This is a genomic window from Dokdonella ginsengisoli, from assembly GCF_042652785.1.
Classification (GTDB): domain Bacteria; phylum Pseudomonadota; class Gammaproteobacteria; order Xanthomonadales; family Rhodanobacteraceae; genus Dokdonella_A; species Dokdonella_A ginsengisoli.
Window position 1 is genome coordinate 572,886 of record NZ_JBHSHD010000010.1, and the last position, 26,240, is coordinate 599,125.

27 protein-coding genes are annotated in these 26,240 nt (G+C 70.0%); 15 read left to right on the forward strand and 12 right to left on the reverse strand.

The features are described from left to right. The first annotated feature begins 69 nt into the window (after window positions 1-69). The 5 genes from ACFO6Q_RS14775 to ACFO6Q_RS14795 all read left to right on the forward strand — a co-directional run bounded on the left by ACFO6Q_RS14775 (window position 70) and on the right by ACFO6Q_RS14795 (window position 3,436). Window positions 70-522, forward strand: a complete 453-nt coding sequence (locus ACFO6Q_RS14775) for a hypothetical protein (RefSeq protein ID WP_380021874.1) — start codon at window positions 70-72, stop codon at window positions 520-522. A gap of 105 nt (window positions 523-627) precedes the next feature. Further along, the gene (locus tag ACFO6Q_RS14780) at window positions 628-1,320 is read left to right on the forward strand and encodes a glutathione S-transferase (RefSeq protein WP_380021875.1); all 693 of its coding nucleotides are present in this window, start codon (window positions 628-630) and stop codon (window positions 1,318-1,320) included. Between the two features lie 109 nt (window positions 1,321-1,429). After that, window positions 1,430-2,158, forward strand: a complete 729-nt coding sequence (locus ACFO6Q_RS14785; protein ID WP_380021876.1) for a histidine phosphatase family protein — start codon at window positions 1,430-1,432, stop codon at window positions 2,156-2,158. Window positions 2,159-2,235: 77 nt separating this feature from the next. Continuing rightward, complete coding sequence (locus ACFO6Q_RS14790) at window positions 2,236-2,814, forward strand: TetR/AcrR family transcriptional regulator (protein WP_380021877.1); 579 nt, start codon at window positions 2,236-2,238, stop codon at window positions 2,812-2,814. A gap of 118 nt (window positions 2,815-2,932) precedes the next feature. Further along, window positions 2,933-3,436, forward strand: a complete 504-nt coding sequence (locus ACFO6Q_RS14795) for a hypothetical protein (RefSeq protein ID WP_380021878.1) — start codon at window positions 2,933-2,935, stop codon at window positions 3,434-3,436. A 31-nt stretch (window positions 3,437-3,467) separates the two neighbouring features. Here the strand turns inward: ACFO6Q_RS14795 and phaZ7 are convergent, their stop codons facing one another. Then, the gene (gene phaZ7, locus ACFO6Q_RS14800) at window positions 3,468-4,610 is read right to left on the reverse strand and encodes an extracellular native short-chain-length polyhydroxyalkanoate depolymerase PhaZ7 (RefSeq protein ID WP_380021879.1); all 1,143 of its coding nucleotides are present in this window, start codon (window positions 4,608-4,610) and stop codon (window positions 3,468-3,470) included. A 169-nt stretch (window positions 4,611-4,779) separates the two neighbouring features. Here phaZ7 and ACFO6Q_RS14805 point away from each other — a divergent pair, with 169 nt between their 5' ends. Then, window positions 4,780-5,688: a VOC family protein gene (locus ACFO6Q_RS14805; protein WP_380021880.1), complete on the forward strand. Its 909-nt coding sequence runs from the start codon at window positions 4,780-4,782 to the stop codon at window positions 5,686-5,688. Window positions 5,689-5,760: 72 nt separating this feature from the next. Here ACFO6Q_RS14805 and ACFO6Q_RS14810 read toward each other — a convergent pair whose 3' ends face one another. From ACFO6Q_RS14810 to ACFO6Q_RS14820, 3 genes are all read right to left on the reverse strand, one after another. Then, window positions 5,761-6,207: a hypothetical protein gene (locus ACFO6Q_RS14810; RefSeq protein WP_380021881.1), complete on the reverse strand. Its 447-nt coding sequence runs from the start codon at window positions 6,205-6,207 to the stop codon at window positions 5,761-5,763. A gap of 119 nt (window positions 6,208-6,326) precedes the next feature. After that, window positions 6,327-7,418, reverse strand: a complete 1,092-nt coding sequence (locus tag ACFO6Q_RS14815; RefSeq protein ID WP_380021882.1) for a calcium:cation antiporter — start codon at window positions 7,416-7,418, stop codon at window positions 6,327-6,329. A 120-nt stretch (window positions 7,419-7,538) separates the two neighbouring features. Beyond that, on the reverse strand, window positions 7,539-8,045 hold the full coding sequence (locus ACFO6Q_RS14820) for a hypothetical protein (RefSeq protein WP_380021883.1): 507 nt from the start codon (window positions 8,043-8,045) through the stop codon (window positions 7,539-7,541). 204 nt (window positions 8,046-8,249) lie between these two features. Here ACFO6Q_RS14820 and ACFO6Q_RS14825 point away from each other — a divergent pair, with 204 nt between their 5' ends. From ACFO6Q_RS14825 to ACFO6Q_RS14850, 6 genes are all read left to right on the forward strand, one after another. Beyond that, window positions 8,250-9,728: a serine hydrolase domain-containing protein gene (locus tag ACFO6Q_RS14825; protein ID WP_380021884.1), complete on the forward strand. Its 1,479-nt coding sequence runs from the start codon at window positions 8,250-8,252 to the stop codon at window positions 9,726-9,728. 64 nt (window positions 9,729-9,792) lie between these two features. Next, window positions 9,793-10,242: a helix-turn-helix transcriptional regulator gene (locus ACFO6Q_RS14830; RefSeq protein WP_380021885.1), complete on the forward strand. Its 450-nt coding sequence runs from the start codon at window positions 9,793-9,795 to the stop codon at window positions 10,240-10,242. A 28-nt stretch (window positions 10,243-10,270) separates the two neighbouring features. Beyond that, window positions 10,271-10,681 (forward strand): VOC family protein, encoded by a 411-nt coding sequence (locus ACFO6Q_RS14835; protein WP_380021886.1) that lies wholly within the window; start codon window positions 10,271-10,273, stop codon window positions 10,679-10,681. Window positions 10,682-10,713: 32 nt separating this feature from the next. Further along, on the forward strand, window positions 10,714-11,229 hold the full coding sequence (locus ACFO6Q_RS14840) for a DUF1801 domain-containing protein (protein WP_380021887.1): 516 nt from the start codon (window positions 10,714-10,716) through the stop codon (window positions 11,227-11,229). A gap of 85 nt (window positions 11,230-11,314) precedes the next feature. Beyond that, a complete protein-coding gene (locus ACFO6Q_RS14845) occupies window positions 11,315-11,845 on the forward strand; it encodes a DUF1801 domain-containing protein (RefSeq protein WP_380021888.1) in 531 nt (176 codons plus the stop codon). A 128-nt stretch (window positions 11,846-11,973) separates the two neighbouring features. Continuing rightward, the gene (locus ACFO6Q_RS14850; protein ID WP_380021889.1) at window positions 11,974-13,437 is read left to right on the forward strand and encodes a tetratricopeptide repeat protein; all 1,464 of its coding nucleotides are present in this window, start codon (window positions 11,974-11,976) and stop codon (window positions 13,435-13,437) included. A 25-nt stretch (window positions 13,438-13,462) separates the two neighbouring features. Here ACFO6Q_RS14850 and ACFO6Q_RS14855 read toward each other — a convergent pair whose 3' ends face one another. After that, window positions 13,463-13,633, reverse strand: a complete 171-nt coding sequence (locus ACFO6Q_RS14855; protein ID WP_380021890.1) for an oxidoreductase-like domain-containing protein — start codon at window positions 13,631-13,633, stop codon at window positions 13,463-13,465. A gap of 158 nt (window positions 13,634-13,791) precedes the next feature. Here ACFO6Q_RS14855 and ACFO6Q_RS14860 point away from each other — a divergent pair, with 158 nt between their 5' ends. Beyond that, window positions 13,792-14,238, forward strand: a complete 447-nt coding sequence (locus ACFO6Q_RS14860) for a YciI family protein (protein WP_380021891.1) — start codon at window positions 13,792-13,794, stop codon at window positions 14,236-14,238. A gap of 156 nt (window positions 14,239-14,394) precedes the next feature. Here the strand turns inward: ACFO6Q_RS14860 and ACFO6Q_RS14865 are convergent, their stop codons facing one another. The 3 genes from ACFO6Q_RS14865 to ACFO6Q_RS14875 form a co-directional block, all read right to left on the reverse strand. Next, window positions 14,395-16,395 carry a hypothetical protein gene (locus ACFO6Q_RS14865; RefSeq protein WP_380021892.1) on the reverse strand — a complete coding sequence of 667 codons (2,001 nt, stop codon included), beginning with the start codon at window positions 16,393-16,395 and terminating at the stop codon, window positions 14,395-14,397. Further along, window positions 16,392-17,096 carry a hypothetical protein gene (locus ACFO6Q_RS14870; RefSeq protein ID WP_380021893.1) on the reverse strand — a complete coding sequence of 235 codons (705 nt, stop codon included), beginning with the start codon at window positions 17,094-17,096 and terminating at the stop codon, window positions 16,392-16,394. The genes ACFO6Q_RS14865 and ACFO6Q_RS14870 overlap by 4 nt, the downstream gene beginning before the upstream one ends. A gap of 108 nt (window positions 17,097-17,204) precedes the next feature. After that, a complete protein-coding gene (locus tag ACFO6Q_RS14875; protein WP_380021894.1) occupies window positions 17,205-19,646 on the reverse strand; it encodes a winged helix-turn-helix domain-containing protein in 2,442 nt (813 codons plus the stop codon). Between the two features lie 218 nt (window positions 19,647-19,864). Here ACFO6Q_RS14875 and ACFO6Q_RS14880 point away from each other — a divergent pair, with 218 nt between their 5' ends. After that, window positions 19,865-21,094, forward strand: coding sequence for an MFS transporter (locus tag ACFO6Q_RS14880; protein ID WP_380021895.1), 1,230 nt, complete (start codon window positions 19,865-19,867; stop codon window positions 21,092-21,094). 4 nt (window positions 21,095-21,098) lie between these two features. On the opposite strand, the gene ACFO6Q_RS14885 is transcribed toward ACFO6Q_RS14880, so the two are convergent. Both ACFO6Q_RS14885 and ACFO6Q_RS14890 read right to left on the reverse strand, forming a co-directional pair. Continuing rightward, the gene (locus ACFO6Q_RS14885) at window positions 21,099-21,977 is read right to left on the reverse strand and encodes a class I SAM-dependent methyltransferase (RefSeq protein ID WP_380021896.1); all 879 of its coding nucleotides are present in this window, start codon (window positions 21,975-21,977) and stop codon (window positions 21,099-21,101) included. A 183-nt stretch (window positions 21,978-22,160) separates the two neighbouring features. Then, a complete protein-coding gene (locus tag ACFO6Q_RS14890; RefSeq protein ID WP_380021897.1) occupies window positions 22,161-23,078 on the reverse strand; it encodes a hypothetical protein in 918 nt (305 codons plus the stop codon). Between the two features lie 223 nt (window positions 23,079-23,301). Between ACFO6Q_RS14890 and ACFO6Q_RS14895 the strand changes: the two genes are divergently transcribed. Further along, complete coding sequence (locus ACFO6Q_RS14895; RefSeq protein ID WP_380021898.1) at window positions 23,302-24,219, forward strand: M14 family metallopeptidase; 918 nt, start codon at window positions 23,302-23,304, stop codon at window positions 24,217-24,219. A 20-nt stretch (window positions 24,220-24,239) separates the two neighbouring features. Here the strand turns inward: ACFO6Q_RS14895 and ACFO6Q_RS14900 are convergent, their stop codons facing one another. After that, complete coding sequence (locus ACFO6Q_RS14900) at window positions 24,240-25,352, reverse strand: alpha/beta fold hydrolase (protein ID WP_380021899.1); 1,113 nt, start codon at window positions 25,350-25,352, stop codon at window positions 24,240-24,242. Window positions 25,353-25,528: 176 nt separating this feature from the next. Continuing rightward, window positions 25,529-25,888, reverse strand: coding sequence for a DUF1428 domain-containing protein (locus ACFO6Q_RS14905; protein ID WP_380021900.1), 360 nt, complete (start codon window positions 25,886-25,888; stop codon window positions 25,529-25,531). Window positions 25,889-26,240 lie beyond the last annotated feature (352 nt).

The following is a 26,240-nucleotide window of genomic DNA, read 5'->3' on the forward strand; positions in this document are numbered from 1 at the left end:
AAGGCGTCCAACGGACCCCAGCTCGACCATCGTGCGAACCGCCGGCGAATGCAGGACGAGGAATCCACCGTGAAAGTCTTCATCAGTGCCAAAGCCCAGGCCGTCGCGGCGGCCGGCGCCGTTTTTCTCTGCGCCGGCGTGGCCTTCGCCCAGACCGCCGCGCCCGCGCAGGACACCGCGCCGGTCGATCCGGCCGCGGCGACCGCGCCGCTGAAGCTGCAGATCCCCGAGGGCTCGCAGCCCTGGCCGCAGGCCGGAGGCGAGGACAGCCCCGGCGAGTACTTCGGCGACCACGGCGAGGATGACAACGGAGTCAGCGTGCACGGCAGCTTCACCACCGGCGTCGGCTATTCCAAGGGCTACGGCACGAGCACGTTGAACGCCGCCGAGCTGCACATCAGCAAGCAGTACGACGACGGCAAGACCGTCGACATGCACATCAACGTGGAGAAGACCAAGGGGCCGGGCTTCTCGCCGTACGGCTATCCGTACGGCGGCTACTACGGCCCGCGCTACCGCTGAAGGCTGCATACCGGAAGCGGCCGACGTCTCCGGAACATTTCGCGAGGCGAACGGAAGGGCGGCACGACAGCGATACGATGCAGCCGTCGCCCGCCGCGTGCCGCCATGACCTCGATCGTCGTCCATCACCTGAACAACTCCCGCTCGCAGCGCGTGCTCTGGCTGCTGGAAGAACTCGGCCTGCCGTACGAGATCGTGCGCTACCAGCGCGACGCGCGGACCCTGCTGGCGCCGCCCGAGCTGCGCAAGGTGCACGCGCTGGGCAAGTCGCCGGTGGTGGAATGGGACGGCGCGGTGCTGGCCGAATCGGGTGCGATCCTGGAAACGCTGGCCGGGCATTTCGCGCCCGGTCGCCTGGCGCCGGCCGCGAACACGCCCGAGGCCCTGCGCTACCGCTACTGGATGCACTACGCCGAGGGATCGGCGATGCCGCCGCTGCTGCTCAAGCTGGTGTTCGACCGCGTCGGCTCGGCGCCGATGCCGTTCTTCGTCCGGCCGGTGGTCAAGGGCGTGGTGCGCAAGGTACTCGGCGGATTCGTGCAGCCGCAGATCGAGCAGCATCTGGACTACCAGGAAGCCGCGCTGCAGCAGTCGCCGTGGTTCGCCGGCACGCAGTTCAGCGCGGCGGACATCCAGATGAGCTTTCCGGTCGAGGCTGCACGTGCGCGCGGCGGCCTCGATGCGCGTCGTCCACACCTGATGGCATGGCTGGAGACGATCCACGCGCGGCCGGCCTACCGGCGCGCGCTGGAGCGCGGCGGGCCGTACGCCTTGCTGGACGGGGATTCGTCCGCCTAGGCGGATGCGCGGTTTCCCGCCGGCCGGCTGCACGGCGACACGCCTGCGCCGTTTGACTCGCCCGGCGCGGGATGCGAGAAGAACGCCTCGCATTCCACCGGGGCTTCCGATGTTTCGACCGATCTTCTTCGTGCTCGCCGTCGCGCTGTTTTCCGCCACCGCCGCAGCGGAGCCGTCGCCCGCGGCGCCGGCCGTGCGCGAGATCGTGCTGGTGCGCCACGGCAACTACACGCCCGACGCCTCCGTCGACGAGAAGATCGGTCCGCCGCTGTCGCCGATCGGCGTGGCCCAGGCGCGGCTTGCCGGCGCGCGGTTGCGCGGCGAGCTGACGCGACCGGACGGCCTGCACGTCAGCCCGATGCAGCGCGCGCGCGACACGGCGGCGGCGATCGGCGCGGAATTTCCAGGGCGCGGATTCGAGGTGCTCGACGATCTCGCCGAGTGCACGCCGCCGACGCGTCGCGCCGAGGTCATGGCGAAGGAGAAACCCGAGGACGCGGCCGCATGCAAGGCGCGGCTGGACCGCCTGTTCGCGACCTGGTTCCGTCCCGCGCAGGGCGCGGCGCGCACCGACGTGTTCGTCTGCCACGGCAACGTGATCCGCTACCTCGTCACGCGCGCGCTCGGCGTGGACAGCGCGGCCTGGCTGGAGATGTCGGTCGGCCACGCCAGCCTCACGCGCATCCGCGTCGAGCCGGACGGGCGCTTCAAGGTGATCGCGGTGGGCGACGTCGGGCACATTCCGCAGAACCTGCGCACCGGGGCCAGCGGCGACGCCGATCGCAGTCTCGCGGCGCCCGAGCTGGAGCTGACGCGGGCGGGCGGTTCGGGCGGCTGAAGGACGGGCTTCGGTGGTGTCTGCGTAGCGCCCGGAGGGGAGTTGATTATTTACCTACTAGAAGGTAGATTATCGACATGGCCAAGCGACCGAACACCTCCGAGGAAATCCTGCGCTGCGCGCGATCGCTGATCGTCGCCGGCGGCTACAACGGATTCAGCTACGCCGACATCGCCAAGGTGGTCGGCATCCGCAATGCGAGCATCCATCACTATTTCCCGAGCAAGACGGATCTCGTCCGCGCCCTCGTCGCCGGCTACCGCGAGGACGTGGACGCCGGCATCGCCGAGATGGAGCGGCGCATCGCCGACCCGGTCGAACAGCTGCGCGCCTACACCGGCTACTGGGAGGCCTGCATCGCCGATGCAAGCGACCCGTTCTGCGTCTGCGCCTTGCTCGCCGGCGAAATTCCGGTGCTGCCCCAGGAGGTCGCGCTCGAGGTGAGGGCGCATTTCCGGCGGTTGTCCGCCTGGCTCGCCTCGGTCCTGGAGCGCGGCGCCAGTCAGGGCGGCCTGCGCTTGAGCGGTACGGCCAGGGACGAGGCCGAAACCTTCATGGCCGGCATCCACGGCGCCATGCTGTCGGCGCGTGCCTATGCAGATCCCCAGGTCTTCGGCATCGTCGCCCGGCGCCTGCTGGAACGCCTCGTCGTGTAGACCGGAAAGCGTGCTTTTTTTGCCCGAAATACCTACCAATCAGTAAATAGATAAACCGGTCCGGAACGAGTTCGTTCCACTGGCCTTCCAGTCCCACTCACGAACCAAGGAACTCGACATGTTTGGAATCTCTCCGCTCGGCTGGGTGCACACGCTCGGCAGCCTGCCCGCCATTCCCGCGGCGGCGTATCTGTTCGCCCGCCACGGCCGCATCGTGCCGAGATCGACGGTGGGCGCGGTGTACTTTGTCTCGATGCTGATCGGCGCCGTCACCGCCTTCCTCGTCGCGCACCAGTTGGTCAGCTACGTCATCGGCGCCGCCACCCTCGTGCTGCTGCTCGCCGGCTACGGCGTCGGATACCTCCCGACGCTCGGCCGGGCCGGCCTGTACGTGGAGACGATCTGCCTGACCCTGAGCGCATTCCTGCTGATGGTGCCGACGGTGACCGAGACGCTGCGGCGCGTTCCGGACGGCCATCCCCTGGTGACCGATCTGAATTCGCCGCTGCTGCTCGGCGCACAGGCCACGCTGCTCGGCCTTCTCGTCGTCGGCCTCACCGCGCAGATCCTGTATCTGCGCCGGCAGGGCCGTGCCGGCATGGCCGGGGTCGTCGCAGGCTGAGTCGTCGCGCCTGCCGCGACGACGCGCGGTCCTACAGGTTGCCCGCCGGCCCGTACGTGCCGGCGTAGCCGCTGGTGCAGCCCGTCGTGCAGGTCGTCGTCAGCATGTTGCGGACGATGACGCCGGTGTTCGCCAGCGAGCGGAAGTGCCCGACGCCGCCGCTGGTGTCGCCGCCGCCGGCGTTGTACGGGCTGCCGTCGGCCCAGTCCCAGTCGAACGCGTAGGCGCTGTCGCCGAAGCCGACGCCGACCTGCGCGATCACGTTGCTGCGCGCGTTGAACAGCGCGCCGCTGGCGCAGTTGCCGGCGTTGGTCGTGAAGCAGTGCACCTGGTCGTACAGGCCGGCGGTGATCGTGTAGAAGCGGATGCCGGTCCAGCTGGCGGGCAGGGTGCGCAGGCTGCCGCTGCCGCTGCCGGTCCAGCGGTTGTAGCCGTAGTACGGCACGCCCGAACTCGGGTACAGGCCGAAGGTGTAATAGTCGTACGGCCAGACGTAGGCTTCCGCATTGCAGGTCTGCGCATACGGCGACTGGTAGCCGGTGTACAGGCAGGTCTGCAGGCCGCGGATGCCGCCGCCGATGTTGACGAAGCGGCGGATGCTGGCCTGGTAGCCGTAGTAGCGGATCGCCGCGAGCGCCATCGACGAGCCGAGCGAATGCGCGACGACGTCGACCTGCGATTTGCCGGTGTAGGCCTTCACGCGGTCGATGAAGGTCTTGACGATGTCGTAGGTGTAGGGCTCGTGGTAGTTGTACTGCGGGTACTGGCGCTCGACGTCGGAGAGATAGGTCACGCCGAACAGCTCGCAGTCGTTGTAGCCGGCGGCCTTGAGCTCCTCGTAGACCGAGCGTGGCGGCGTCGCGTAGCCGTCGACCGCGCCGGGCGGCATGTCCAAGCTCGCCGCGAGGTCGCCGTTGCCGTGCAGGAATACCACTGGCGTCCGGCTCGCCGTGCAGTCGCCGCCGCCGAAGCCGCCGTAGCCGACGTTCGGGGCGAAACCGCCGGCGTACTGCGCGGTCGTGGTGGTGCAGGTGTAGCCGTTGTCGCTGCTGCACTGGAGTGCGGCGGCCTGGCCGGTCCAGCACAGGGCCAGCACGCAGGCCAGCGCGGGGAGGGCGCCGGGCGGGCGGGGCGGCAGGCCGGCGGAGTGCGGATCGTGCGATGCGCGCAGCATGGGCGACTCCTCGTGGCTTGGGAGGTGTCGCGATCATGCGCCGGCGCGCCGCTCGCTCCCACTGTACGAAAGGGCAACGAAAAGAGCGTGCGGGTTCGGGTTTTTCCCGCTGCGATGTCGAATTCGCTGCTGCGCGTTCGTCGTGAAGTACACCCCAAGGAGAATCCGCATGACTCTCGCCAAGCCGATCACGCCGCATCTGTGGTTCGACACCCAGGCCGAGGAAGCCGCCTCGTTCTACTGTTCGGTGTTTCCCGATTCGGGCATCGACGCGGCGATCCGCCTGCGCCAGACGCCGTCGGGCGATTGCGACGTGCTGCAGTTCCACCTGTGCGGGCAGCCGTTCATGGCGATCAGCGCCGGGCCACATTTCCGCTTCAATCCGTCGGTGTCGTTCTTCGTCAACTTCGATCCTTCGCGCGATCCGCAGGCGCGCGAACACCTCGATGCGCTGTGGAGCGCGCTCGTCGACGGCGGCCAGGCGCTGATGCCGCTCGGCGAATATCCGTTCAGTGCGCACTACGGCTGGGTGCAGGATCGCTACGGCCTGAGCTGGCAGCTGATCCTGACCCGGCCCGAGGGCGAGCCGCGGCCGATGATCATGCCCTCGCTGCTGTTCACCGGCGAGGTCTGCGGCAAGGCGCAGGAGGCCGGCGCGTTCTACCGTTCGGTGTTCGAAGGCTCACGCGAAGGCACGTTCGTGGCGTATCCGGCGGGCGATGCGACCAACCGCGAGGGCAGCACGATGTTTTCCGACTTCCGCCTCGGCGATACGTGGTTCGCCGCGATGGACAGCGGCTATCCGCACGGCTTCGCCTTCAACGAGGCGATCTCGTTCCTGGTGCCGTGCCGCGACCAGGCCGAGATCGATCGCCACTGGGCCGCCTTGTCCACCGTACCCGAATCCGAGCAGTGCGGCTGGTGCAAGGACCGCTTCGGCCTGTCCTGGCAGATCTCGCCGATCGCGATGCACGAGATCCTGGCGTCGGGCGATCAGGCGACGATCGACCGCGTCACGCGGGCGTTCCTGTCGATGCACAAGATCGATCTCGCCAGACTCGAGGCCGCGGCGAAATAGAGGCCAGGTGCAGGAACCGGAAGCGGCGGCACGCGACGGCCGCCGCTTCCGTGCGTGTCGCCGAACGGCGCGTCAGCCGCCCGTCTTGCGCGACACCACGTCGAACCCGCCGCCGGGCCACTGCCAGCGTCCCTTGATCGTCCTTCCGTCCGCGCTCAGGCGGCCCTTGAAGAAGTTGTCCGAGCCCTTGTCGCCCAACCAGGTCCAGTACGTCCCGTCGTCGTCGATCTGGTAGGTGTAGGTGAAGTTGCAGCCGTCGTCGGCCATCAGATGGGAGCGCAGGCTCTGCGTGTCCTCGTCCCAGGTGACGTATTCGATGCCCGCCAGCGTGCGGCCGCTCGGCGTGACCGTCTCGAATTCCTGGATCAGGTAGTGCCCGCCGAGGCCCATCCGGTAGACCGAAGTCCCGGGCGCGCCGCCTTCGTTGGTCCAGGTGCCGACCAGATGCGCCAGTCGCTGCATCGCCGGATGTGGTGTCAGGGGCAGCTCGGCTACCCGGTGGTTGTTGTTGTCGGCCATGGATCCTCCCGTCGAAATGCCGTTGCGATCGCACTTGCGCGAAATACGCCGTGTTCATGCCTACGACGGACGAATGCGACGCGAATCGACAGGCGCTGCGGCCTGCGGGGCCGGGTGGCTCAGGGCACGAAACTGAGGAACAGATAGGCCGCGAACATCACCAGATGCACCATGCCCGGCAGCATTGTGGTGCGTCCGGTCCTGAGCGAGATGGAGACGACGAACAGCGACAGCACCAGCAGCACGGTGGACTTGGCGTCGACGCCGAGCGCGAGCGGCCAGCCCATGACCACCGACAGCACGGCCACCGTCGGGACGGTCAGGCCGATGCTCGCGATGGCCGAGCCGATGGCGAGGTTGAGGCTGGTCTGCAGGCGATTGGCGTGCGCGGCGCGGATCGCGGCGACGCTCTCCGGCATCAGCACGATGGCGGCGATCAGGATGCCGATCGTAGCGGCGGGAGCGCCAGCGGCTTTCAGTGCCGCCTCGATCGACGGCGAGATGCCTTTCGCGCTCAGCACCACCGCGACCAGGGCCACCAGCAGCAGTCCGAGGCTGGTGAGGGCTTCGGCGTTGCTGGGCTGGCTGGCGTGCTCGTCGGGATCGTCGTGTTCCTTTTCCGTCGGCAGGAAGTAGTCGCGATGGCGGATCGTCTGGAACACGGTGAAAGCGGCGAACAGCACGAGCGTCGCCACGGCCACGAACAGCAGCTGGCTCGAGGTGTAGACCGGCCCCGGCGCGCTGGTGGAGTAGTTCGGCACGATCAGCGTGAACACCACGATGACCGTCAATGTCCCGAGCGCGGCGTTGACGCCTTCCAGCCTGAAATCCTGCACGCGATGCCGGCGGCCGCCGATCAGCAGGCTGGCGCCGACGATGCCGTTGAGGATGATCATCACCGACGCGAACACCGTGTCGCGGGCGAGACCGGACGTGCTCTCTCCGCCGGAGAGCATCATCGAGACGATCAGCGCCACCTCGATGATGGTCACCGCCAGCGCCAGTACCAAGGTGCCGAACGGCTCGCCGACGCGATGCGCGATCACCTCCGCGTGGTGCACCGACGCGATCACGCTGCCCATCAGTCCCAGGGTGAGCACTGCGACGATTCCGGGAAAGCCCGGCGCGAGCCAGGACAGGGCCAGGATGGCGATGCCGAGCGGGGGGACGGCGAGCGTCCACGAAGGATTGTGTCGGATCTGCTGGCTCATCGGTTCGGGCGCTCCATCGGGGGGGATGGTAACGCGGGAAGCCGCAGCCGGCATCGACATGCGCAGATTCAGTGCCGACAAGATGCGCCGTTTCGTGGCCGGTGATGCAGGACCATCGCCTCAGCGCTGCCGATCCTCCACCCTGAACTTCCCGTTCGCGACGGCGACCGCGCCGCCGTTGCTGTCCTTCAAGCGGAACGCGAAGCGGCCTTCGTAGACCTTGCCGTCGGCGCGCAGGATCTCGAAGCGGTTCTCCGCGGCGTCCTTGTCGAGGCGGTATTCGGCTTCGGGCGTGCCGCCCATCGGGCGGGTGCCCTTGTCGAAGCGGACGTCGCAGGTGCTGCGCTCGAATGCCTTGTGGTCGAGGGCGAGCGGTTTGCCGTCCTCGAAGCCGTCGCAGACGATCGACAGCAGGTCGACGCGGGTCTTCGGCGGTGGCCACGCCGCCGCACCCTTGGTCGAGGCGCTGAGCGAGAACGCACCGCCGACCGGAATCAGGGTGATCTCCGCGTCGCCGGACTCGAAGGCGACGTCGCCGACCTGGGCGCTCAGCGACTGCGGTTCGTCCGCGCGTGCGACGGACAGCGTGGCCAGGGCGAGGAGGGCGAAACAGATCGGCGTGCGCATGGTGGCGGGCTCCGGAGGTGGGTTTTCCTCGCGGGCTTGCGAGGGGTTCCGACAGACAGTTACGCGGTTCGGACCGGCGAAGGGACATCGCCGGCCGCTGTGTCGCAACCGCGAGCTCCGCCTGCGTATCTCCGGCCGCGCGGGCAGCGTCGCCCGCGTGTTGCGGGAGCCGTCGTGCCGAAATCGTTTGCGGGTGTTTCCTTCGTGTTCCTTCTGTTGGTGCTGCCGTGGACGGCGGCGGCGGAGCCGGCCCGTGTGGCCTCCGCACTGACCGCGCCGATCGGGCAGTCGCTGGATGCGGCGATGCGCGTGCCGGGCGCGGCGCCGGCGATGGCGGCGGTCGTCGTGCAGGGTGATGCGGCGCCGTGGATCCACGTGCGCGGACGTGTGCGCGCCGATGGCGACGCGCCGGCCGACGCCGACACGCGCTTCTACATCGCTTCGCAGACGAAGTCCTTCATCGGGCTGCTGGCGGCGGTGCTCGACGCGCGCGGCGAGTTCCCGCTGTCCAGGACCCTGGCGCAGGTATGGCCCGAGCTGCAGCTGCCGGCGCCGGCCGATCCGCGGCGCATCCGCATGGAAGATCTGCTGTCGCACCAGGAAGGCCTGTCCACCGACACGCTCAACGTGCTCACCGCGCACGTGCGCGACGTGCCGGCCGCGGACTATCCGCGCCTGCTGGCGAGCGAAACGACCTCGCGCGCTGCGGGCTTCCGCTACGCCAACATCGGCGACCTGATCTACGGAGCGGCGCTGGAGGCGGACACCGGCCGTTCCTGGCGCGACTGGCTGGAACGCGCATTGCTGCGGCCGCTCGGGCTGGGCGGCGTGACCGCGCGCAACGCCACGCGGGCGCCGGCGCAGCTGGCCTGGAACCACCAGTGGGACGGCACGCGATGGCGCGCGCTGCGGCCCAAGCCCGATGCGCTGATGCATGCGGCCGGCGGCCTGTCGGCGTCGCCGGCGGCGATGGCGCGCTGGATGCAGGCGAACCTCGCTCTGGCCGGCGCGGACGCCGCCTTGCCGGCCGCCGCGTGGTCACGCTCGCAGCGGCCGATCGCGCAGGCCAGGCTTGCCGACGGCGAGATCGACTGCAACGGCTACAGCCTCGGCTGGTACGCCTGCACGTATCGCGGGCAGCAGGCGCTGATGCATCCCGGTTCCTACGATGGCGCGGTGTCGGTGACCGTGCTGGTGCCGTCCGCGCGCGCGGGCCTGTCGCTGATGGCCAACAGCGACAGCGCGATGGAAAGCCTGCAGCTGGAATGGATGAAGGCCTTCATCGGATTGGCCACCGGTCAGCCGGGCGAGGACGAACGCCTGCGCAAGATGCGGGAAGCCTATCCGGCGAACGTCGCGGCGAAGGCGCGCAAGCGACTCGCGGCCATCGACAAGGAGCGCGCCGATCCGCAATGGGGCGGATGGACCTGGCGCCCCGACGCGGACGCGCTGCGCGCCTGCCGCGGCGAGTTCGCCGACGCGCTGTACGGAACGATGCGGGTGACGCGAGGCGCGCACGGACTGACGGCGCGCGTCGGCGAGCTGGAAATGACGCTGGAGCCGGCGCAGCCGGGCCTGTTCGGCGCCTCGACCCAGGCGCTGGAAGCGCCCGAGCCGCTGCGCTGCGAGGCGGACCAGGGGCGGCTGGTCTGGCGAGGCAAGGTATTCCGCAAGGCGCGATGAACGGGTTGCGCGCAGTCGCCGAGCCGCCTTGAGCCCCCGCAGGCGACGTGGGACCATCGCGCCGATGAACAGCCGACCCGCCGCGACGCCGTCCTTGCGCGATCTCGCGCGGCTGCGCCGCGTGCGCGATCGCATCGATCGCGAGTACGCGCAGCCGCTGAACGTCGAGGCGCTGGCGCAGGGCGTGCACATGTCGGCCGGGCATCTGAGCCGGCAGTTCAAGCTCGCTTTCGGCGAATCGCCGTACTCGTACCTGATGACCCGCCGCATCGAGCGCGCGATGGCCCTGCTGCGGCGCGGCGACCTCAGCGTGACGGACGTGTGCTTCACGGTCGGCTGCGCCTCGCTCGGCACGTTCAGCACGCGCTTCGCCGAGCTGGTCGGCGTCTCCCCAGGTGTCTACCGCCAGCAGCAGGCGGCGGCGACGGCCGGTTTGCCGTCCTGCATCGCGCGGCAGGTGACGCGACCGGTCAGGAATCGAGAAGCGCCGGCGGCCGAGCCCGATCTAGCATGACCGCTCGACCCACACCGAGCAGGACACCATGGACATCCACATTCACGCCAGCTTCCTCCCGCATACCGATCCGGAGGCCTCGCTGGCCTTCTACCGCGACGTTCTCGGCTTCGAGCTGCGCAACGACGTCGGCTACAACGGCATGCGCTGGCTCACGGTCGGCCCCGCCGGCCAGCCCGGCACCTCGATCGTGCTGTATCCGCCGGTGGCCAGCCCCGGCGTCACCGACGAGGAGAAGCGCACCATCGCCGAGATGATGGCCAAGGGCACCTACGCGACCCTGCTGCTGGCCACCAAGAACCTCGACGCCGCCTTCGAGAAGGTGCAGGCCAGCGGCGCCGACGTCGTCGAGGAGCCGACCCAGCAGCCGTACGGCGTGCGCGACTGCGCGGTGCGCGATCCGGCCGGCAACCTGCTGCGCATCCAGGAGCGGGGCTGACCGCTTCGCCGCACGCTCACGGGAGAGGCACGATGGCGACCACGAAGAAGACCACGGCGAGTGCGAAGAAGATCGAGGCGAAAGGCGCGGACACGCCGTCGCGGCGCATCGACGCGCGCATCCGCGAGCTGGGCGACTGGCGCGGCGAGCTGCTCGCGCGCATCCGCGCGACGATCCGGCAGGCCTTGCCCGACGTCGTGGAGGAATGGAAATGGCGCGGCGTTCCGGTCTGGTATCGCGACGGCATGATCTGCACCGGCGAGACCTACAAGGATCACGTGAAGATGACCTTCGCCAAGGGCGCGAGCGTCGACGATCCGGCCGGGCTGTTCAATTCCGGCCTGGACGGCAACGTGCGGCGTGCGATCGATTTCCATGAGAGCGACGAACTCGACGAGAAGGCGCTGAAGGCGCTGATCCGCGCTGCGGCGGCGCTCAACGCGCCGTCGGCAAGGAGCGCGAAGACGTCCGCGGCGCCAGCGAAGAAGGCCGCCGCCGCGCGTGGCGCCAAGGCGGCGCCGGCGCGTCGCGCGAGGACACCGCGATGATCACGAGCCCGTGGACGCGCCGGATCCATCGCCGGCTGTCGATGGGCGGGCGTCGGTGCCGCACCGCCGCCTAGGAGGGCGCACCATGGCCACAGACCGATCGAGAACCGCCGGCAGGCCCGTCGCCAAGAAAGCGGCCGCCAAGCGGGTCGCCGCGAAGACGGCGACGCCGCGCAAGTCCGCCGCGAAAAAGACGGCGGCGCCGCGCACCGACGAGCCGCGCCTGCTCTCCGGCGGCAATCCGCAGATCCCCAAGGGCTACGGCGATGCGCCGGTGCAGGCCTACATCGCCGCGATGCCGGGCTGGAAGCGCGAGCTGGGGCAGCGACTCGACGCGCTGATCGAGCGCGCCGTGCCCGGCGTATACAAGGCGGTGAAGTGGAATTCGCCGCTGTACGGCATCGAGGGACAGGGCTGGTTCCTCAGCCTGCACTGCTTCACGCACTACCTCAAGGTCGCGTTCTTTCGTGGCGCCTCGCTGCGTCCCGTTCCGCCGGGAGCTTCGAAGATGCCGCAGACGCGCTATCTCGACATCCGCGAGGATGACGCGCTCGACGAGGCGCGTTTCACCGACTGGGTGAAACAGGCCAGCCGCCTGCCCGGCGAACGCATGTAGACCGCGCATGTCGATCGCGGCGCCGCCGTCGCCATCCGCTGTACGATTCGGCGCGGCGGGATCGCGGCCATGCGCCGTGATGCCGTCCGATCCCGCAGCCGATGGCAGAACGAATGTCGCGTACCGAAATGGAAGCCACCCTCCAGGCGCATCGCGCTGGCCGACTCGACGAGGCCGAAGCCGGCTATCGCCGGCACGTGGAAGAGGGCAGGCGTGAGATGGAATTCCCGTTCGCCGTGCTGCTGCTGCAGCGCGCGCGCTACGCCGAGGCCTTGCCGCTGCTGGAGAGGCTCGCCGCGGCCGAACCCGCCAATGTGGACGTCGCTGCCAATCTCTCCATCGCGCTGCGCCACGGCGACCGGCCCGAGGAAGCGTTGCAGGCGGCGCGGCGCGCGAGCGAACTGGCACCGGACAAGGTGCAGGGCTGGAACGCGCTCGGCCTCGCTGCGCTGCAGCTCGACCGCGCCGACGAGGCGCTGCGCGCGTTCGAGTCCGGTCTCGCGCTGGATCCGCGCAGCGCGGCGATGGCGCTGCATCGCGGGCACTGCCTGCGCCGCCTCGGCCGCTACGACGCGGCCGCGCAGGCGTTCTCGCGCCTGGTGCAGGTCGCACCGGAGTGGATCGAAGGCTGGCGCGGACTGGCCCAGGTGCAGGCCACGGCGGGCCAGCTGCAGGCGGCATTGCAGAGCCGGCAGCGCGCGCGTGCGCTGGCGCCGGGCGATGCGGAACTCGAGCGCGAGTACGCGATCGCGCTGCTGCGCACCGGCGCGACCGCCGAGGCCGCGCAATGCCTGGAGCAGGTGCTGGATACGCATCCGCAGGAGTCGCAGGCGTGGTTCTGGCTCGGGCGCGTGCGGCTGGCGCGCAATGAAATTCCCGCCGCGCGCGAGGCCTTCGAGCAGGCGCGGCGCCTCGATCCGGACGATGCGGAAATCGCGCACGCCTGCGTCGCGCTTTCCGGCACGCTTCCCGAGCACGTGGAGAGCGACTACATCCGCTCGTTCTTCGACGAGTTCGCCGATCACTTCGACCACACCCTGGTGAACCGGCTCGCCTACGGCGTGCCGCGGCGGCTGGCGCAGTTCCTGCGCCGGCACGAGGCCGAAGCGGACCACGTGCTCGACCTCGGCTGCGGCACCGGCCTGATGGCGGTGGAGCTGCAGCGGCCGGGGCTGATCATCGACGGCGTCGACCTGTCGCCGAAGATGCTGCGCCAGGCCGAAGCGCGCCACCTCTATCGCACATTGCACGAAGCCGAGATCGCCCAGTTCCTGCGCGGCACGGACCAGCGCTGGGAACTGATCGTCGCCGCCGACGTGTTCGTCTACGTCGCCGACCTGCGACCGATCTTCGACGGCGTGTTCGCAAGCCTCGCGCCGGGCGGCCGCTTCGTGTTCTCGATCGAACGCAGCGGCAGCGGCGCCACCGAACTGCTGCCGCAGACCGGACGCTACCGCCACGACGGCGAGCGGCTGGCGCAGGAACTGGCCGCCGCCTGCTTCGTCGACGTGGTGCGCGAAGACGCGGTGCTGCGCCAGGAGCATCACAAGCCGGTGGAAGGGGAATTCCTGCTCGCGCGCCGGGGCGGCTGAGCGCGCCGCGCATCGCCGGCGCGCTTCACTCCGGTTCCGGATGCCGCTCGCGCCAGCGCGCGAGGCGTTCGCGATACAGCGCCAGTTCGTCGGCGTAGATGTCGTGCACGCAGCGCTCGCAGCCGCTGTCGCAGCAGTCAGCGGGAAGCGGAGGTTCGGGCGGGATCGGTCGCGGATCGGGGCCGGGCGTGTTCATCCGGAGCGCAGGATATCAATCCCGCCTATGCGCTCGTCCGTGTTCGCGCGTTTGTCCTTACACTGGCTGCCTCCAACGAGGGAGGACGTGCGATGCGTAGGCGATCGATGCGGATTTCCGCTGCCGCATGCGCGGCGGCGCTGTGTTCGGTTCTGGCGATGCCATCCGCGCGGGCCGTGGATGCGGCGCAAGCGGGCAGGCCGGTCGCGACCTACGACGCCGAGCTGGCCCGGCGCGTGGGCGCCGACGAGCGCGGCATGCGCAAGTACGTGCTGGTCGTGCTGAAGACGGGCGCCACGCGCGTGCCCGACGGTGCGGAGCGCGACGCGATGTTCGCCGGGCATTTCGCCAACATCGAACGCCTGGCGAAGGCGGGCAAGCTTGCGCTGGCGGGGCCGTTCTCGAAGGATCCGGCCGGCTGGCGCGGGCTGTACGTCTTCGCCGTCGACGGCATCGACGCCGCGCGCACCCTGGTCGAAACCGATCCGGTGGTGCAGAAGGGCGAGATGGTGCCGGAGTTCCACGAGTGGTACGGCAGCGCCGCGGCGATGCTGCTGCCGGAATGGCACGAGCGCCTGGTGCCGCCGGCGGCGAAGAAGCCTTAGCGCACACTCACTCTCTCGTTTGCGGGAGAGGTGAAATCAATCCGTTTCCTCTCCCGCAGGCGAGAAAGGTGAAGTGCGAATCGGCCTGCTCCCTCTCCCGCTGGCGGGAGAGGGCTGGGGTGAGGGCAGGCGGAGCGCCGCGCCGCGGTTTTCCCGCTAGCGCGCGTCGCCGACGACGAGGTTGTCGAACACGCCCCAGACGTAGCGGCCGTCGTCGACGGGTTCCGGGGCGCGCACGCGCAGGCCGGTGATCGGCTGGCTCGTGACGAAGCCGCGGAAGTCCTGCTGCCCGTTCGCGACGAAGGTCTCGCGGGTGCCGTCGTCGAGCGTCAGCACGATCGTGGTCGGCATCTGCAGGTTCGCCTCGATGCTGGTGGGGTCCTGGAACATCTGGCCCCAGAAGTTGCCGCCGACGGCGGTCACCGGCGTGTCGAACGTGATCGCCAGTTCGCTGTCCTCGCCCGGCGACACCGTCGACAGCACGCCGGAGCCGGCGAACAGATACAGGTCGCCCAGGTCGGTGTGCGGCGCCGCGGTGACCGAGTAGGCGAAGGGAGCGGCGCCGAAGCGCAGCGGACCGTTGACGTAGCCGGTGCGCAGGCCGGTGAAGGTCTGCTCGTCCTGGCTGGCCACATGCGCAAGGAAGCCGTCGCGGTCGTCGTAGATGCGCAGCGCGTGGCCGCAGCGGCCGTCCGAGGCGTCGTCGAAGCCGTTGGCGAACAGGCGGTCGGCGGCGGGGCAGGCGTCCGCCTCGACGGTCAGGCGCACGGGAACCTGCCGCAGCGGCTGCGCCGCGTCGTTGCTCGACACGCACAGCAGCGCTGCGTATTCGCCGACAGCGAGGCCGCCGGCATCGAACGTGAGCGCCACCTCGCCGCGCTCGCCGCCGGCCAGCACGCCGTCACCGGCGTCGAGGTGCAGCCAGCCCGGGCTCGCCGGCGTCGAGCAGTCGCCGTCGCCGACGGTGATCGACCAGTTCAGCTGTCCGCTGCCGGCGTTGCCGATCTCGAACGGTTCGATGCGCTGCACGTCGGCGCCGGTCGACACCGCCAGCCGCGCCGGCGTCGACACCGTCGGCGGTGCCGAGGTCAGGCGCACGCTGTCGATCCACCAGCCGTTCGGCGCGGCGGGCTTGCCGGCGCAGTCGGTGCCGAGCCGCCAGCGCCATCGCGCCCGATGCCCGGCCGCCGCGGCCGGCAGCACCAGCGTGGTGGTGCCGTAGGCGGCCTGCGTGCCGCTCCACGCGGCACGGCCGGCGAGCGGATTGGCCGCATCGCCGGAGCACGCCGGGTCGGCCTCGAGGGCGGCGCCGTAGCCGCCCGCGGTGAACTGGCCACCGGCGGCGAGGACGTCGACGAAATCGCCGTCGTCGATGGCGATCTCCAGCACGCCGCCGTCGCGGCCGCTTTCGGTCGCGTAGCGCTGGCGGAACTGCAACTCGGCGCCGCCGGCCGGCACCGGCACGGACGGGCTGGTCAGCACGGCTTCGCCGCTGGCCGCGGGCGCCGGCACGTAGGCCGCGTTCGGCCCGCGGTCGGCGGCGGTGGCCTGGGTCGTCCAGGCGAGACCGGCGCCGTCCGCGTCGCTGCTCCAGCCACCCGGAAGTGCGGGCGCGGCGACTTCGTCGAAGCCCCAGACGACCGGCGTGCCGGCGTCGGCCAGGGTCAGGGTCAGGCTCGCCTCGTTCGGTGCGTCGCCGATGCCGTCGCCGAGCACGTTGACGACGAGCGGCAGGTCGCCGCTGTATTCGGCCGGCACGTCGACGTCGATCAGCACGATCTGCAGTTCGCCCGGAGCCGGCGAGGCGGACAGGCTGCCGCAGCCGTCCAGCGCCGGATAGCCGAGCTGGTACCAGCCGCCCTCGCTGCTGCCCATGCCCATCACGGTCGGGTAGATGTCGCTGCAGAAGCTGAAGGTGTTGCGCTTGCGCACGGCCGACAGGGTCACGCCGTCGGGCAGCGAGAAATACAGCGCGTCGGCGCCGGAGAACGCATCGGAGATCAGATGCAGGTCGAGCAGGTAGGTGTTGGTGCGCCCGCGCGCGTACGTCGCGGGCTCGGTGGTGGCGGTGACGGCGATGTCGGCGCGCGCCGGCAGCGCGGCGGCGAGGGCGAGCGTGCCGAGCACGGCGGCGCAGCGGATCGGAGAGAAGGTCACGGTGCGCTCCCGACGACGAGGTTGTCCAGGGTCGGCCAGCGGTCCGGCGATTCTCCCGGTACCGGCGGATCGATCTGCGCGGCATTGACGAAGATGCCGGCGATCGGCGCGCCCGGAGCAGAGACGAAGCCGCGGAAATCGTCCGGCCCGGCCGATTGCAATGTCTCGGTCGCGCCGGTGCTGCCGTCCTGCATCAGCACCGTGATCACGATCGAGCCACCGGTCGGCAGCAGCGAGAAGTCCGACGGCCAGACGTTGCCGCCGATCGCGGTGATCGGCGGATCGTCGATGCTGGTCAGCACCGAGACCGGATCGCCGAGGCGATCGGTGGAGACGAAGCCGGCGCCGTTGTACAGCGTGTAGTGGGCGAAGATCCCGGTGAAGATGAAGTAGTTGTAGCCGGCGCTGCCGTCGGTGTAGTGGATCGGCTGGCCGGGGCCGGGGGCGATCTCGCTGAAATCGTGTTCGGCATAGCCCGCTTCGATCGCGGCGAGGAACGCGGCGCGGTCGGTGTAGACGGTGACCGCCGCGCCGGCCGGAGCGGTCTCCAGGCCGCTGGCGAAGAGGCGGTCGGGCAGGGCCGGCACGGACGCGTCGAGGACGACGGCGGCCGCGCCGGATCGGGACGCGGCCGCCGTGGCGGGCAGCGCGGGAAGCGCCAGGGCAAGCAGGGCCAGCCGTAACACGGGAAGTCGTTTCATGGATGCTCGGGGTCGCGAGGAGGAATTTCCGCGCCGGTTGCGGTCGCCGCGGCGCAGGGTGGAGCCGCCTTCTATGACGCGAAGGCGCGGCAGGCCATTCCGTGCGCCTTACGATCCGCTTCCGCTTTGCTTCCTGCGCGATTCGGCCATTTCTTTCAAGGGCTTGGCCGACGAACCTGAGGTCGGGGCGAGGAGCAGTTCCGGCGGAATGGGGCGCTCGCCGGCAAGCCGGCGGGCGTTCGCCAGCGCACCCTGCCAGGCGGTCGGGTCGCCTAGGGCGTGGGCGAGGCGCAGTTGCAGGATCGCGCAGTTGAAGTCGTCGGCGGCCCAGGCGCCGATGCGGCCGCCGACCGCCGCCGCGTCGGCCAGGCGCCCCTGCGCGATCAGGAACCCGGCATAGGACTGGATCACCTCGGCCAGCGCGAACGGCACGCCGTCGGCATCGGCGAGTGCCAGCGCCTGCCGGTAGGCGCGCTCGGCCTCGCCGGCGCGGCCGAGCCGTGCGGCGCGCTCGGCCTCGACGAGGCGGCGGTATGGCGCGCCGCTGCGCGAGCCGGCGTCGGCCTGCGCCGACGGCGCGATCGCGACGCCGGGCGCGGCCGGTGTCGGCGGCAATGCGCGCTGCCGCCACAGCGCCGCTTTCGCACGCAGGGTGTCGTCGGCGTCGCCGGGCAGCCAGCCGGTCGGCAGTGCGGCGGCCTCGCGCGCGGCGTCGGCGTCGCGGCCCTCGCGCAGGGCCAGTTCCGTGCGCAGCACGCGCAGGCGTTCCTCGTCGCGCGAGGCGGCCAGATACGCCTGGTCGCCCGCGTCGATGCGCGCCAGCAGTTCGTGCAGTTCGCGCAGCCGGCCACAGGCGAGCAGGATGCGCGCGCGCATCAGCGACAGCACGCGCTGCAGCAGCGGATCGCCCTTGGCCGAGCCGAGCGCCCAGGCGCGGTCGCTGCTGGCCAGCGCGGCGTGGTTCTGCAGCTGGTCGAACTGCACGTCCTGCAGACCGATCAGCGCGCTTTTCAGCGGCCGCACCGCGCCGAAGGTCTCGAACTGGCGCGCCGCCTGCTCGTAGCGCGGGCCGGCCTGGGCGAACGCGCCGCGCATCGAGTCGAGCAGGGCCAGGGCGAGGTCGACGCGCGCCACCGCCAGCGCGTCGCCGCTCTGGCCGAGCAGTACGCGCGCGCGGCCGAGGTCGTCGGCGGCAGCGGCGTATTCGTGGCGGTGCGTCAGGCTGGCGCCACGGCCGTGATAGGCGTCGCCGAGCGCGTGCACGAAGGTCTCGGCGCCGGGCACCGCGATCGCCGCGTCGAAATCGGCGCCGGCTTCGACCAACCGGTCGAGCGGCAGCCGCGCGCTGCCGCGCGCGATCAGCGCGCGCATGCGCAGATAGGCGTCGTCGTTGCCGTCGAGGCGTTCGAGCAGCTGCGTCAGCAGCGTTTCCGCGGCGTCGAAGCGGCCCTGGCGCGCCTCGATCTGCGCCAGCAGCAGGCGCAGTTCCGGATCCTCGCGCAGCGACGCCGGCGCCTGTTCCAGCACGCTGCGCGCCTGGCCCGCGTCGTCGGCGAGCAGGGCCGCACGTGCGCGTTGCAGCACTTCGGCCAGCGCCGCGTCGAGCGCACCCGACGGCGGCGCGCGGCCGAGCGCGACCAGCAGGCGATCGCTGGCCGCGCGCAGCGCCGCCATCAGGTCGCCGTCGCTGGCCGTGCTCTGCAGCGGCGGCAGGCCCGGTGCCTCGGCGCGCAGGGCGACCTGCCAGGCCGAACCCGCGCGGCCGACCTGGCCGTCGACCAGCAGTTCGATGCCGCTGCCGTCGCGCAGCCGCGCGGCGCCGCCGTCGGCCTCGGCGGGCGCGGCCATGACCAGGCCGAGCGTCGCCTCGCTGGGCTGCACGGCGACGCCGGCGCGGCGCAGGCGGTCGGCGACCAGGTCCATGCCGCCGAAGCGCACCCAGGCCGCGTCCGCGCCGGCCTCGACGCGGAACGGCAGCACGGCGACGCGCGCGTCGGCGTAGGCCGGCGCGGCGCGGCGTTCCGGCGCGTTCGGCGCTCGCTCGCTCGAGAGCCACAGCGTGGCGACGCCGATGCTGCCGGCCAGAATGGCGGCCGCGAGAGCCCACCGGCCTCGCGGCCGCGGCGACGGTGCCGCCGCCGGAGCGGGCTGCTCTGGCGACGCAACGTCCGCCGCTTCGCCTGCCGGGGATGTCGCCTCCGACGAGGCGGCTTCGGACGAGGGCGCCTCGTACGAGACCTCGGTCGGCGCCACCCAGCGGTAGCCGAAGCCGGCCACGGTGCGGATCACCTGCTGGCGCTCCGCCTCGTCGCCGACCAGCCGGCGCGTGCGCAGGATCAGCTGGAACAGCTGCGTATCGGAGACGTTGCTGCGATGCCAGAGCGCCTCGATCAGCTCGGTACGGCCGATCGCGCGCTCGCGGTGCTCGATCAGGTACAGCAGGCCGGCGAAGGCGCGCGCGGGCACCTCGACCAGCGCGTCGCCTCGCCAGAGTTCGCGCTTGACCGGATCGAGGCGGAACTCGCCGAAGCGGTAGACCGGGGATTCCATCGCCGCCGATATGCGTCGCCGCGGCGCGCCTGTCAATCGCGCGCTCGCCATGCCACCCCTGAACGAGGCAGTTGCATGCGCCTTGCCGGGCGGGCGTCAGCAGCGCGACGCTTCGATTTTCCGCGCCCGGGACGCTGGGCGCCGCGCTCTTCCGCGGGCGGGGAGAGGTATCGGCGATTTCATTTCCTGCGCATGCTGCTGTGCAGCATAATGACCGCATGCAGACGATTTCTCCGCCGGACGCCGCGCCGGCGACTCCGGTCGTGTCCAGCCGTCACCGCGCGCTGATCCTCGCCGCGTTGACCCTCGGCGGCTTCGCCATCGGCACCAGTGAGTTCTCCTCGATGGGGCTGATGCCCGAGATGGTGAAGGCCTTCGGCGTGACCGAGCCGCAGGTCGGCCACGTCATCAGCGCCTACGCGCTCGGCGTGGTGGTCGGTGCGCCGCTGCTGGCGATCCTCGGCGGGCGGCTGCCGCGCCGCACGCTGCTGCTGGCGCTGATGGGTTTCTACGTGCTCGGCAACCTCGCCAGCGCGTCCGCGCCGGACTACCTCGGCATGCTGCTGGCGCGCTTCGTCGCCGGCCTGCCGCACGGCGCGTACTTCGGCGTGTCGGCGCTGACCGCGGTGGCGATCAGCCGTCCGGAGGAACGCGGCAAGGCGGTCAGCCTGACCATGTTCGGACTGACCGTGGCGATCCTGGTCGGCAATCCGCTGGCGACCTGGATGGGCCAGACCATCGGCTGGCGCTGGGCCTTCGTGCTGGTGGCGGCGGTGGCGCTGGCGACGGTGGCGCTGATCGCCGCGTTCATGCCGCGCGATCGCGCCGCGGCACCGAAGCGGGTGCTCGACGAACTGCGCGCGTTCCACCGCCTGCCGGTGTGGCAGGCGCTGGCGATCGGCGCGGTCGGCTTCGCCGGCCTGTTCTGCGTCTTCAGCTATCTGGCGCCGACGATGCTGCAGGTGACCGGCGTTTCCGCCGCATGGATCCCGCTCGGGCTGGCCGGCTTCGGCCTCGGCGGCGTGATCGGCAACTTCGCCGGCGGCTGGCTGTTCGACCGCCTGCGCTTCCGCGCGGTGCCGGTGATCCTGCTCGGCGCGGCGGTGGTGCTGCTGCTGTTCCCGTCGGCGACCGGCTCGCTGTGGACGATCCTGCCGGCGACGGTGGCGGTCGGCCTGATGGGCGCGCTCGGCCCGGTGCTGCAGACGCATCTGATGGACGTGGCCGGCGATGCGCAGACGCTGGCGGCCGCCTCGCACCACGCCGCGTTCAACGCGGCCAATGCGCTCGGCCCTTGGCTCGGCGGCATGGCGATCAGCGCCGGCTGGGGCTGGACCTCGACCGGCTACGTCGGCGCGATCACCGCTCTGCTCGGCATGGCGATCTACGCCTGGGCCGCAGCGACCCTGCGCCGGCCGCGCCGGCAAGCCTGCGCAGCGACGACCTGAGCGTTCAGCGCCGGCGCGATGTCGCGCCGCGCTTGATCGCCATCACCCCGTCCAGCGCGCGTTGCGCCGCGAAGCCGGCCTTCTCCAGCCGCCGCGCGACCTCCGCCGGCACGTCGCGGCCGCTGGTCTTGCGGTTCGGCGTGCCGGTGTAGTGGAACAGGCGTGCCTGCGCGCGCAGCACGCGGGCGAGCTGGTCGTAGAACGCCTGCGAATACAGTTCGCCGGCGATGCCGAAGCGCGGCGGATCGTGCAGGGCCGCGTCGTAGGAGGCATCGGGCAGGCTCGCGATGCGTTCGCCGACGTCGGCATGTTCGAGCCGCAGGCGGCCGCCCGATGCCGCGTCGTGTGGATCGGGCGACCACGGATTGAGTCGGCGCAGCCACAGCACGTCGGCGTTCTTCTCGAACGAATCCATCTGCGCCACGCCGTCCTCGAGACAGGCGCGCGCGAAGTAACCGAGCCCGCCGCAGGTGTCGAGCACGCGCTTGCCGCGCGGCGCGATCAGCGCGACCTTGCGCTGCGCATCCTCGAACGGCGACGCCTGCGCCGTCGGCAGCATCTTGATGCCGTCGATCTCGAACGTCGGCGCGCCCCACGGGGTCGGCACCAGCTTGATCAGCGAATGGTCGTAACGCTGCGCTGCGCGGAACGCCTCGCCGTCCCAGACATAGATCGTGCGTTCCTTCGCGTCTTCCGGCCACGGATAGTCGTGCCCGCGCCAGCGCCAGCCGTCGACACGCAGCGCCACTTCCTCCTGGCTGCGGCCGAGATCGAACGAACCCGACCAGACCGAAGCGCCGGCTGCACGTGCCGCGCGCATCGCCTCGACGACCTCGCGCGTGAGCACGGGGCCGGTGTAGCGGGCGGCGGGGGTGGTCTGCATGGCGAAGGCCGAGGGGGATAGGGCGAGTGGGGGATGATATGTAGCGCTTGGCTTGGCTTGCGAAGCGCGACACAGGGTTTGCGACGCGATCCAAGGAGCCTCAAAGAGGCATCGAAGGTAGTGCGCGAGGATGCGCTGCTCTAACGTACAACGGGGCGCGTTACCGCGCCCCGTTGTCGTTTCTTACTCGATGCTACAGCTGAGCTTCACGCCGTTCCAGGTGCATTTGTAGCGCAGGATGCGAGTTCCGCTTCCGCGAGTGATCTGCACGCCTTGGCGAGACATGTTCTGATAGAAGCTGTCAAAGTCCTGCGGTTTGACGAGGTAGTTTCCGCCGCTCGTCGGGCCAATACTTTCAAGGATCGGGTTGTCATTCGAGTCCTCGCCAGAGCCAACTTTGCGCTTGGCGTCGCCATTGGTCTCCGCAGTCATCGACAATTCCATCTTGCTTCCATCGGTGAACGCAACAGTGATGTCCACCTTGAGGATTTCGCCGTCGGTAAGCGCTTTGTCAATGGCCTGTAGGAGATTGGCGAGCTTGTCTACGATGTAGCCTGGGACGTGCTGTCCCATGATCTCGGCACGGCGCTCGTTAAAGTAGTCCTCAAGCCTATTGCTGAACGCAGGGGTGTTCACGACGTCGTAGGCGTTATAGGTGCCAATCGGATTGCCTCGACTGTCCGTCGCGCCTGGCGGCATTTGATAGTTGATCGGGATACCAGCCAGCGGACGGCCGAAGAAATCCCGCACAGCAAGCATGTCGTCGAAGTACGTCTGATACTTCGTTTCCACCGGCAACCAAGTGACCATCTTCTCGGCAGCAAGCACGTCCCCGCCCGATGCCTTGAGTATGCCAACGACCTCGTATGTCTTCGCCGGGTCGCCGCCGCCTTCAGCATAGTCGACCCGAAACTTTCGGATCTGCCGCGAAGCGATGCTGTAGAGATAGCCTACGTAGCCGATGCGGTAGCCCTTCGCTCGATTCTCCCAAATCTGATCCGTAGCGCAGTCGCAACGGTCGGGACGTATATCCGCCGCCTTGGCAGGCACAGAGATTGCGCCCACTACGGCTACCAACAGAACAAGCAGTACTCTGATCATTTTTATATCCTTCCATAGTTTTAGATGCCCGCTTGCGGGCCACGCCAGCAAGGCCTCGCCAGCCGGGCAATTAGGGACGATCTCCAGGCTGGCGTTTGGGAGGGTCTTGGCAGTTGTGGAGTCCAAACGCGCCTGCGGGAAGTCGGAGCGGTTTGCCTTGGAATCGTTGGGCGTGGTGCTCTAAAGTCTGGAGTTAACAACGGCAGCAGCGAGCGACACAGCGATGGACACGACACCCTATCCGATTGGCACACCCGGCACTGCCTGGGGCGAGGCGGAGAAGGCCGAGTGGCGCTCGCGCCAGCTGCGCCGGCGCAGCTACGCGGACGACGTGCTGAGTCCGATCGAACGCCTGCGCGAGCGTTTCGAGGTGACGCAGTACGGCCAACTCGACTATGCGCCCGACAGCTACCCGCTGTTCGCGATCCGCAGCCGCGAGTGGCGCGACGAGCTGCCGTGCGCGCTGGTCACCGGCGGCGTGCACGGCTACGAGACCAGCGGCGTGCACGGCGCGCTGCAGTTCGTCGACGCGCACATGGCCGGCTACGCGGGGCGGATCAACCTGCTCGTCGCGCCGTGCATCAGCCCCTGGGCGTACGAGCGCATCCATCGCTGGAATCCGCAGGCGATCGATCCGAACCGTTCGTTCCGCGAGAACAGCCCGGCCGGCGAATCGGCGGCGCTGCTGCGCCTGGTCGCGCCGCTGCTCGATCGTTTCCTGGTGCACGTGGACCTGCACGAGACCACCGACAGCGACGAGAGCGAGTTCCGCCCGGCGCTGGCTGCGCGCGACGGCAAGCCGTTCGAGCCGGACGGGATTCCGGACGGGTTCTACCTGGTCGACGATGCCGACAGCCCGCAGCCGGAGTTCCAGCAGGCGATCATCGAGGCGGTCGCGAAGGTCACGCACATCGCGCCCGCCGACGCCAGGGGCGAAATCATCGGCTCGCCGATGGTCGCGCCGGGGGTGATCCGCTATCCGCTGCGTTCGCTCGGCCTGTGCGCCGGCGTCACCGACGCGCGCTACAAGACCACCACCGAGGTCTATCCGGACAGCCCGCGCGCCACACCGGAACAGTGCAATGCCGCGCAGGTCGCCGCGGTGTGCGCTGCGCTGGATTTCGCGCTGGCGCACGCCTAGCCGCACGCGCGGAGAAGCGCTCAGGGTTTTTCCGCGTCCGCGTCCTTCGCCAGCGGCAGCACGTACTGCACCAGTCTGAGCACGGTCTTGCCCGGTTCCTCCCACGGGATCATGTGCGCCGAATGCTCGAACCAGATGCCGCGCTTGTAGGGCGCGTCGACGGCGCGCAGCCAGGCCTCGGTCGGCGCCGACGGCGTGGTGTAGTCGTGGCGGCCCATGAACATCAGCACCGGAATCGGGAACGAGCGCACGCCGCGCTGGTCGACGGCGAGGAACTCGTCCAGCACGCGGCCGAGCGTGAACATGTTGCCCTCGTCGACCGCGCAGCGGTCGCGGTCTTCGTAGTCGGGTGACAGCAGCGGCGCCTTGAAGAAGTAGTCGGAGGCGTCGCGGAACGCGCTGAGGCCGCCGTAGTACTGCGCCCACTTGCGCGCGACGACGATGCGCTCGCGCGTGATCGGGCGGTCGCCGGGGTAGGGCGCGATCGACTCCAGCTCCTTCACCGCCGCGGCATTGCCGTGCACCTTGGCCTGCTGCAGGCCGTAGTCGAAGCTCAGGCGCTCGTTCTCGCGCACGTCGATGACCTGGCCGATGCCGACATAGGCGTAGAACAGGTCGGGCCGCTTCAGCGCCGCGCGCATGCCGATGAGGGTGCCCCAGCTGTGCGCCATCAGCACCAGCTTGCGCTTGCCGTAGCGCTTGCGCACCTGTTCGGCCAGCTCGATCGCGTCGTCGACGTAGCGCTCGATGCGCAGGCTGTCGCCGACCGCGGCCGAATGGTCCTCGACGTAGGTCCTGCCGGCGCCGCGCTGGTCGTAGTTGACGACGGTGAAGTATTCCTCGATCGGGCGCTGGAACTGCCACAGCGTCGGCGTTACCGGCGAGGCGGGACCGCCGTGGACGAACAGCAGGACCGGATTGGCGCGGTCCTGGCCGCGCGCGTTGACCCAGTGGTCGACGCCGCCGATGCGCATCTTGTACGACTCCTGCACGCCGCCGGGTGCGACGATGCGGTCGAGGTCGCGCACGATCGCGCGCGCATCGGCGTAGTTGGAGGTGTCCTTGCATTCGGCGAAGGCCGTTCCGGCGACAGGCAACAGCAGAAGGGCGAGCGAGGCGAGAAGGCGTTTCATGCGCAGCGGTTGGACGGAGACGGATTCATCGAAGCATCCTCCACGAATCGTGCGCGATGCAACACGCACGCGGCGCAGATCGCCCGGATTGCCGGGCGGGGCGCGTGTCGACGAGGCCATGTACGAGGTGAAGCGCCGGCGCAAGGCCGGCACGATGCACTGACGGCGCGTGGCGCTCAGCCCGGGCCCTTCAGGTCGAGCAGCGGCGCGAAGCCGCCGAAGATCATGCGCTTGCCGTCGTACGGCATCTGATCGTTCGCCATGCGCGGGTCCTGCATCACCTTGGCCATGCCGGCGTCGCGGGTGGCCTTGTCCGGCCATTCGATCCACGAGAACACGACGGTCTCGTCGGCCTTCGCCTGCACCGCGCGGCGCAGGTCGGTCAGCTTTCCGTCGGGGACGTCGTCGCCCCAGCACTCCATGACGCGGACGGCGCCGTGCTCGACGAAGATGGCGTCGACGCGGCGGGCGAAGTCGAGAAACTGCTGCTTGTTGGCGGTGGGCACGGGGATGACGCAACCGTCGACGTAGGACATGAAATGGCTCCTGTTCCGGGGGAAAGTCGGATCCGCGGCGCAGTGCCGACCGGGTCCTCGTCATGACGACGAACGGGAGCGCGCGGAATCGACAAGCCTGCGCCCGAGCGCAGTTGTCGCGAGCGGGGCCTTCCATTCCGCATCCGTTCCGATAGCGCCGGTCCGGGACTGCCGTCCCTCAGCTGCCGAAGGGGTGTCGCCGACCGATGCGGTCGGCGCGGCCGAGGAGCTGTCGGCCGCGCCGTGTGTGGGCGATCCAGGCCGATCGCGGTGCCAGCGTAGCGGCCGCGAACAAGTCCTCAGCGGCCGACCTGGCGAAACCGCGCGACGATCGTGTCGTCGCGATCGAGCA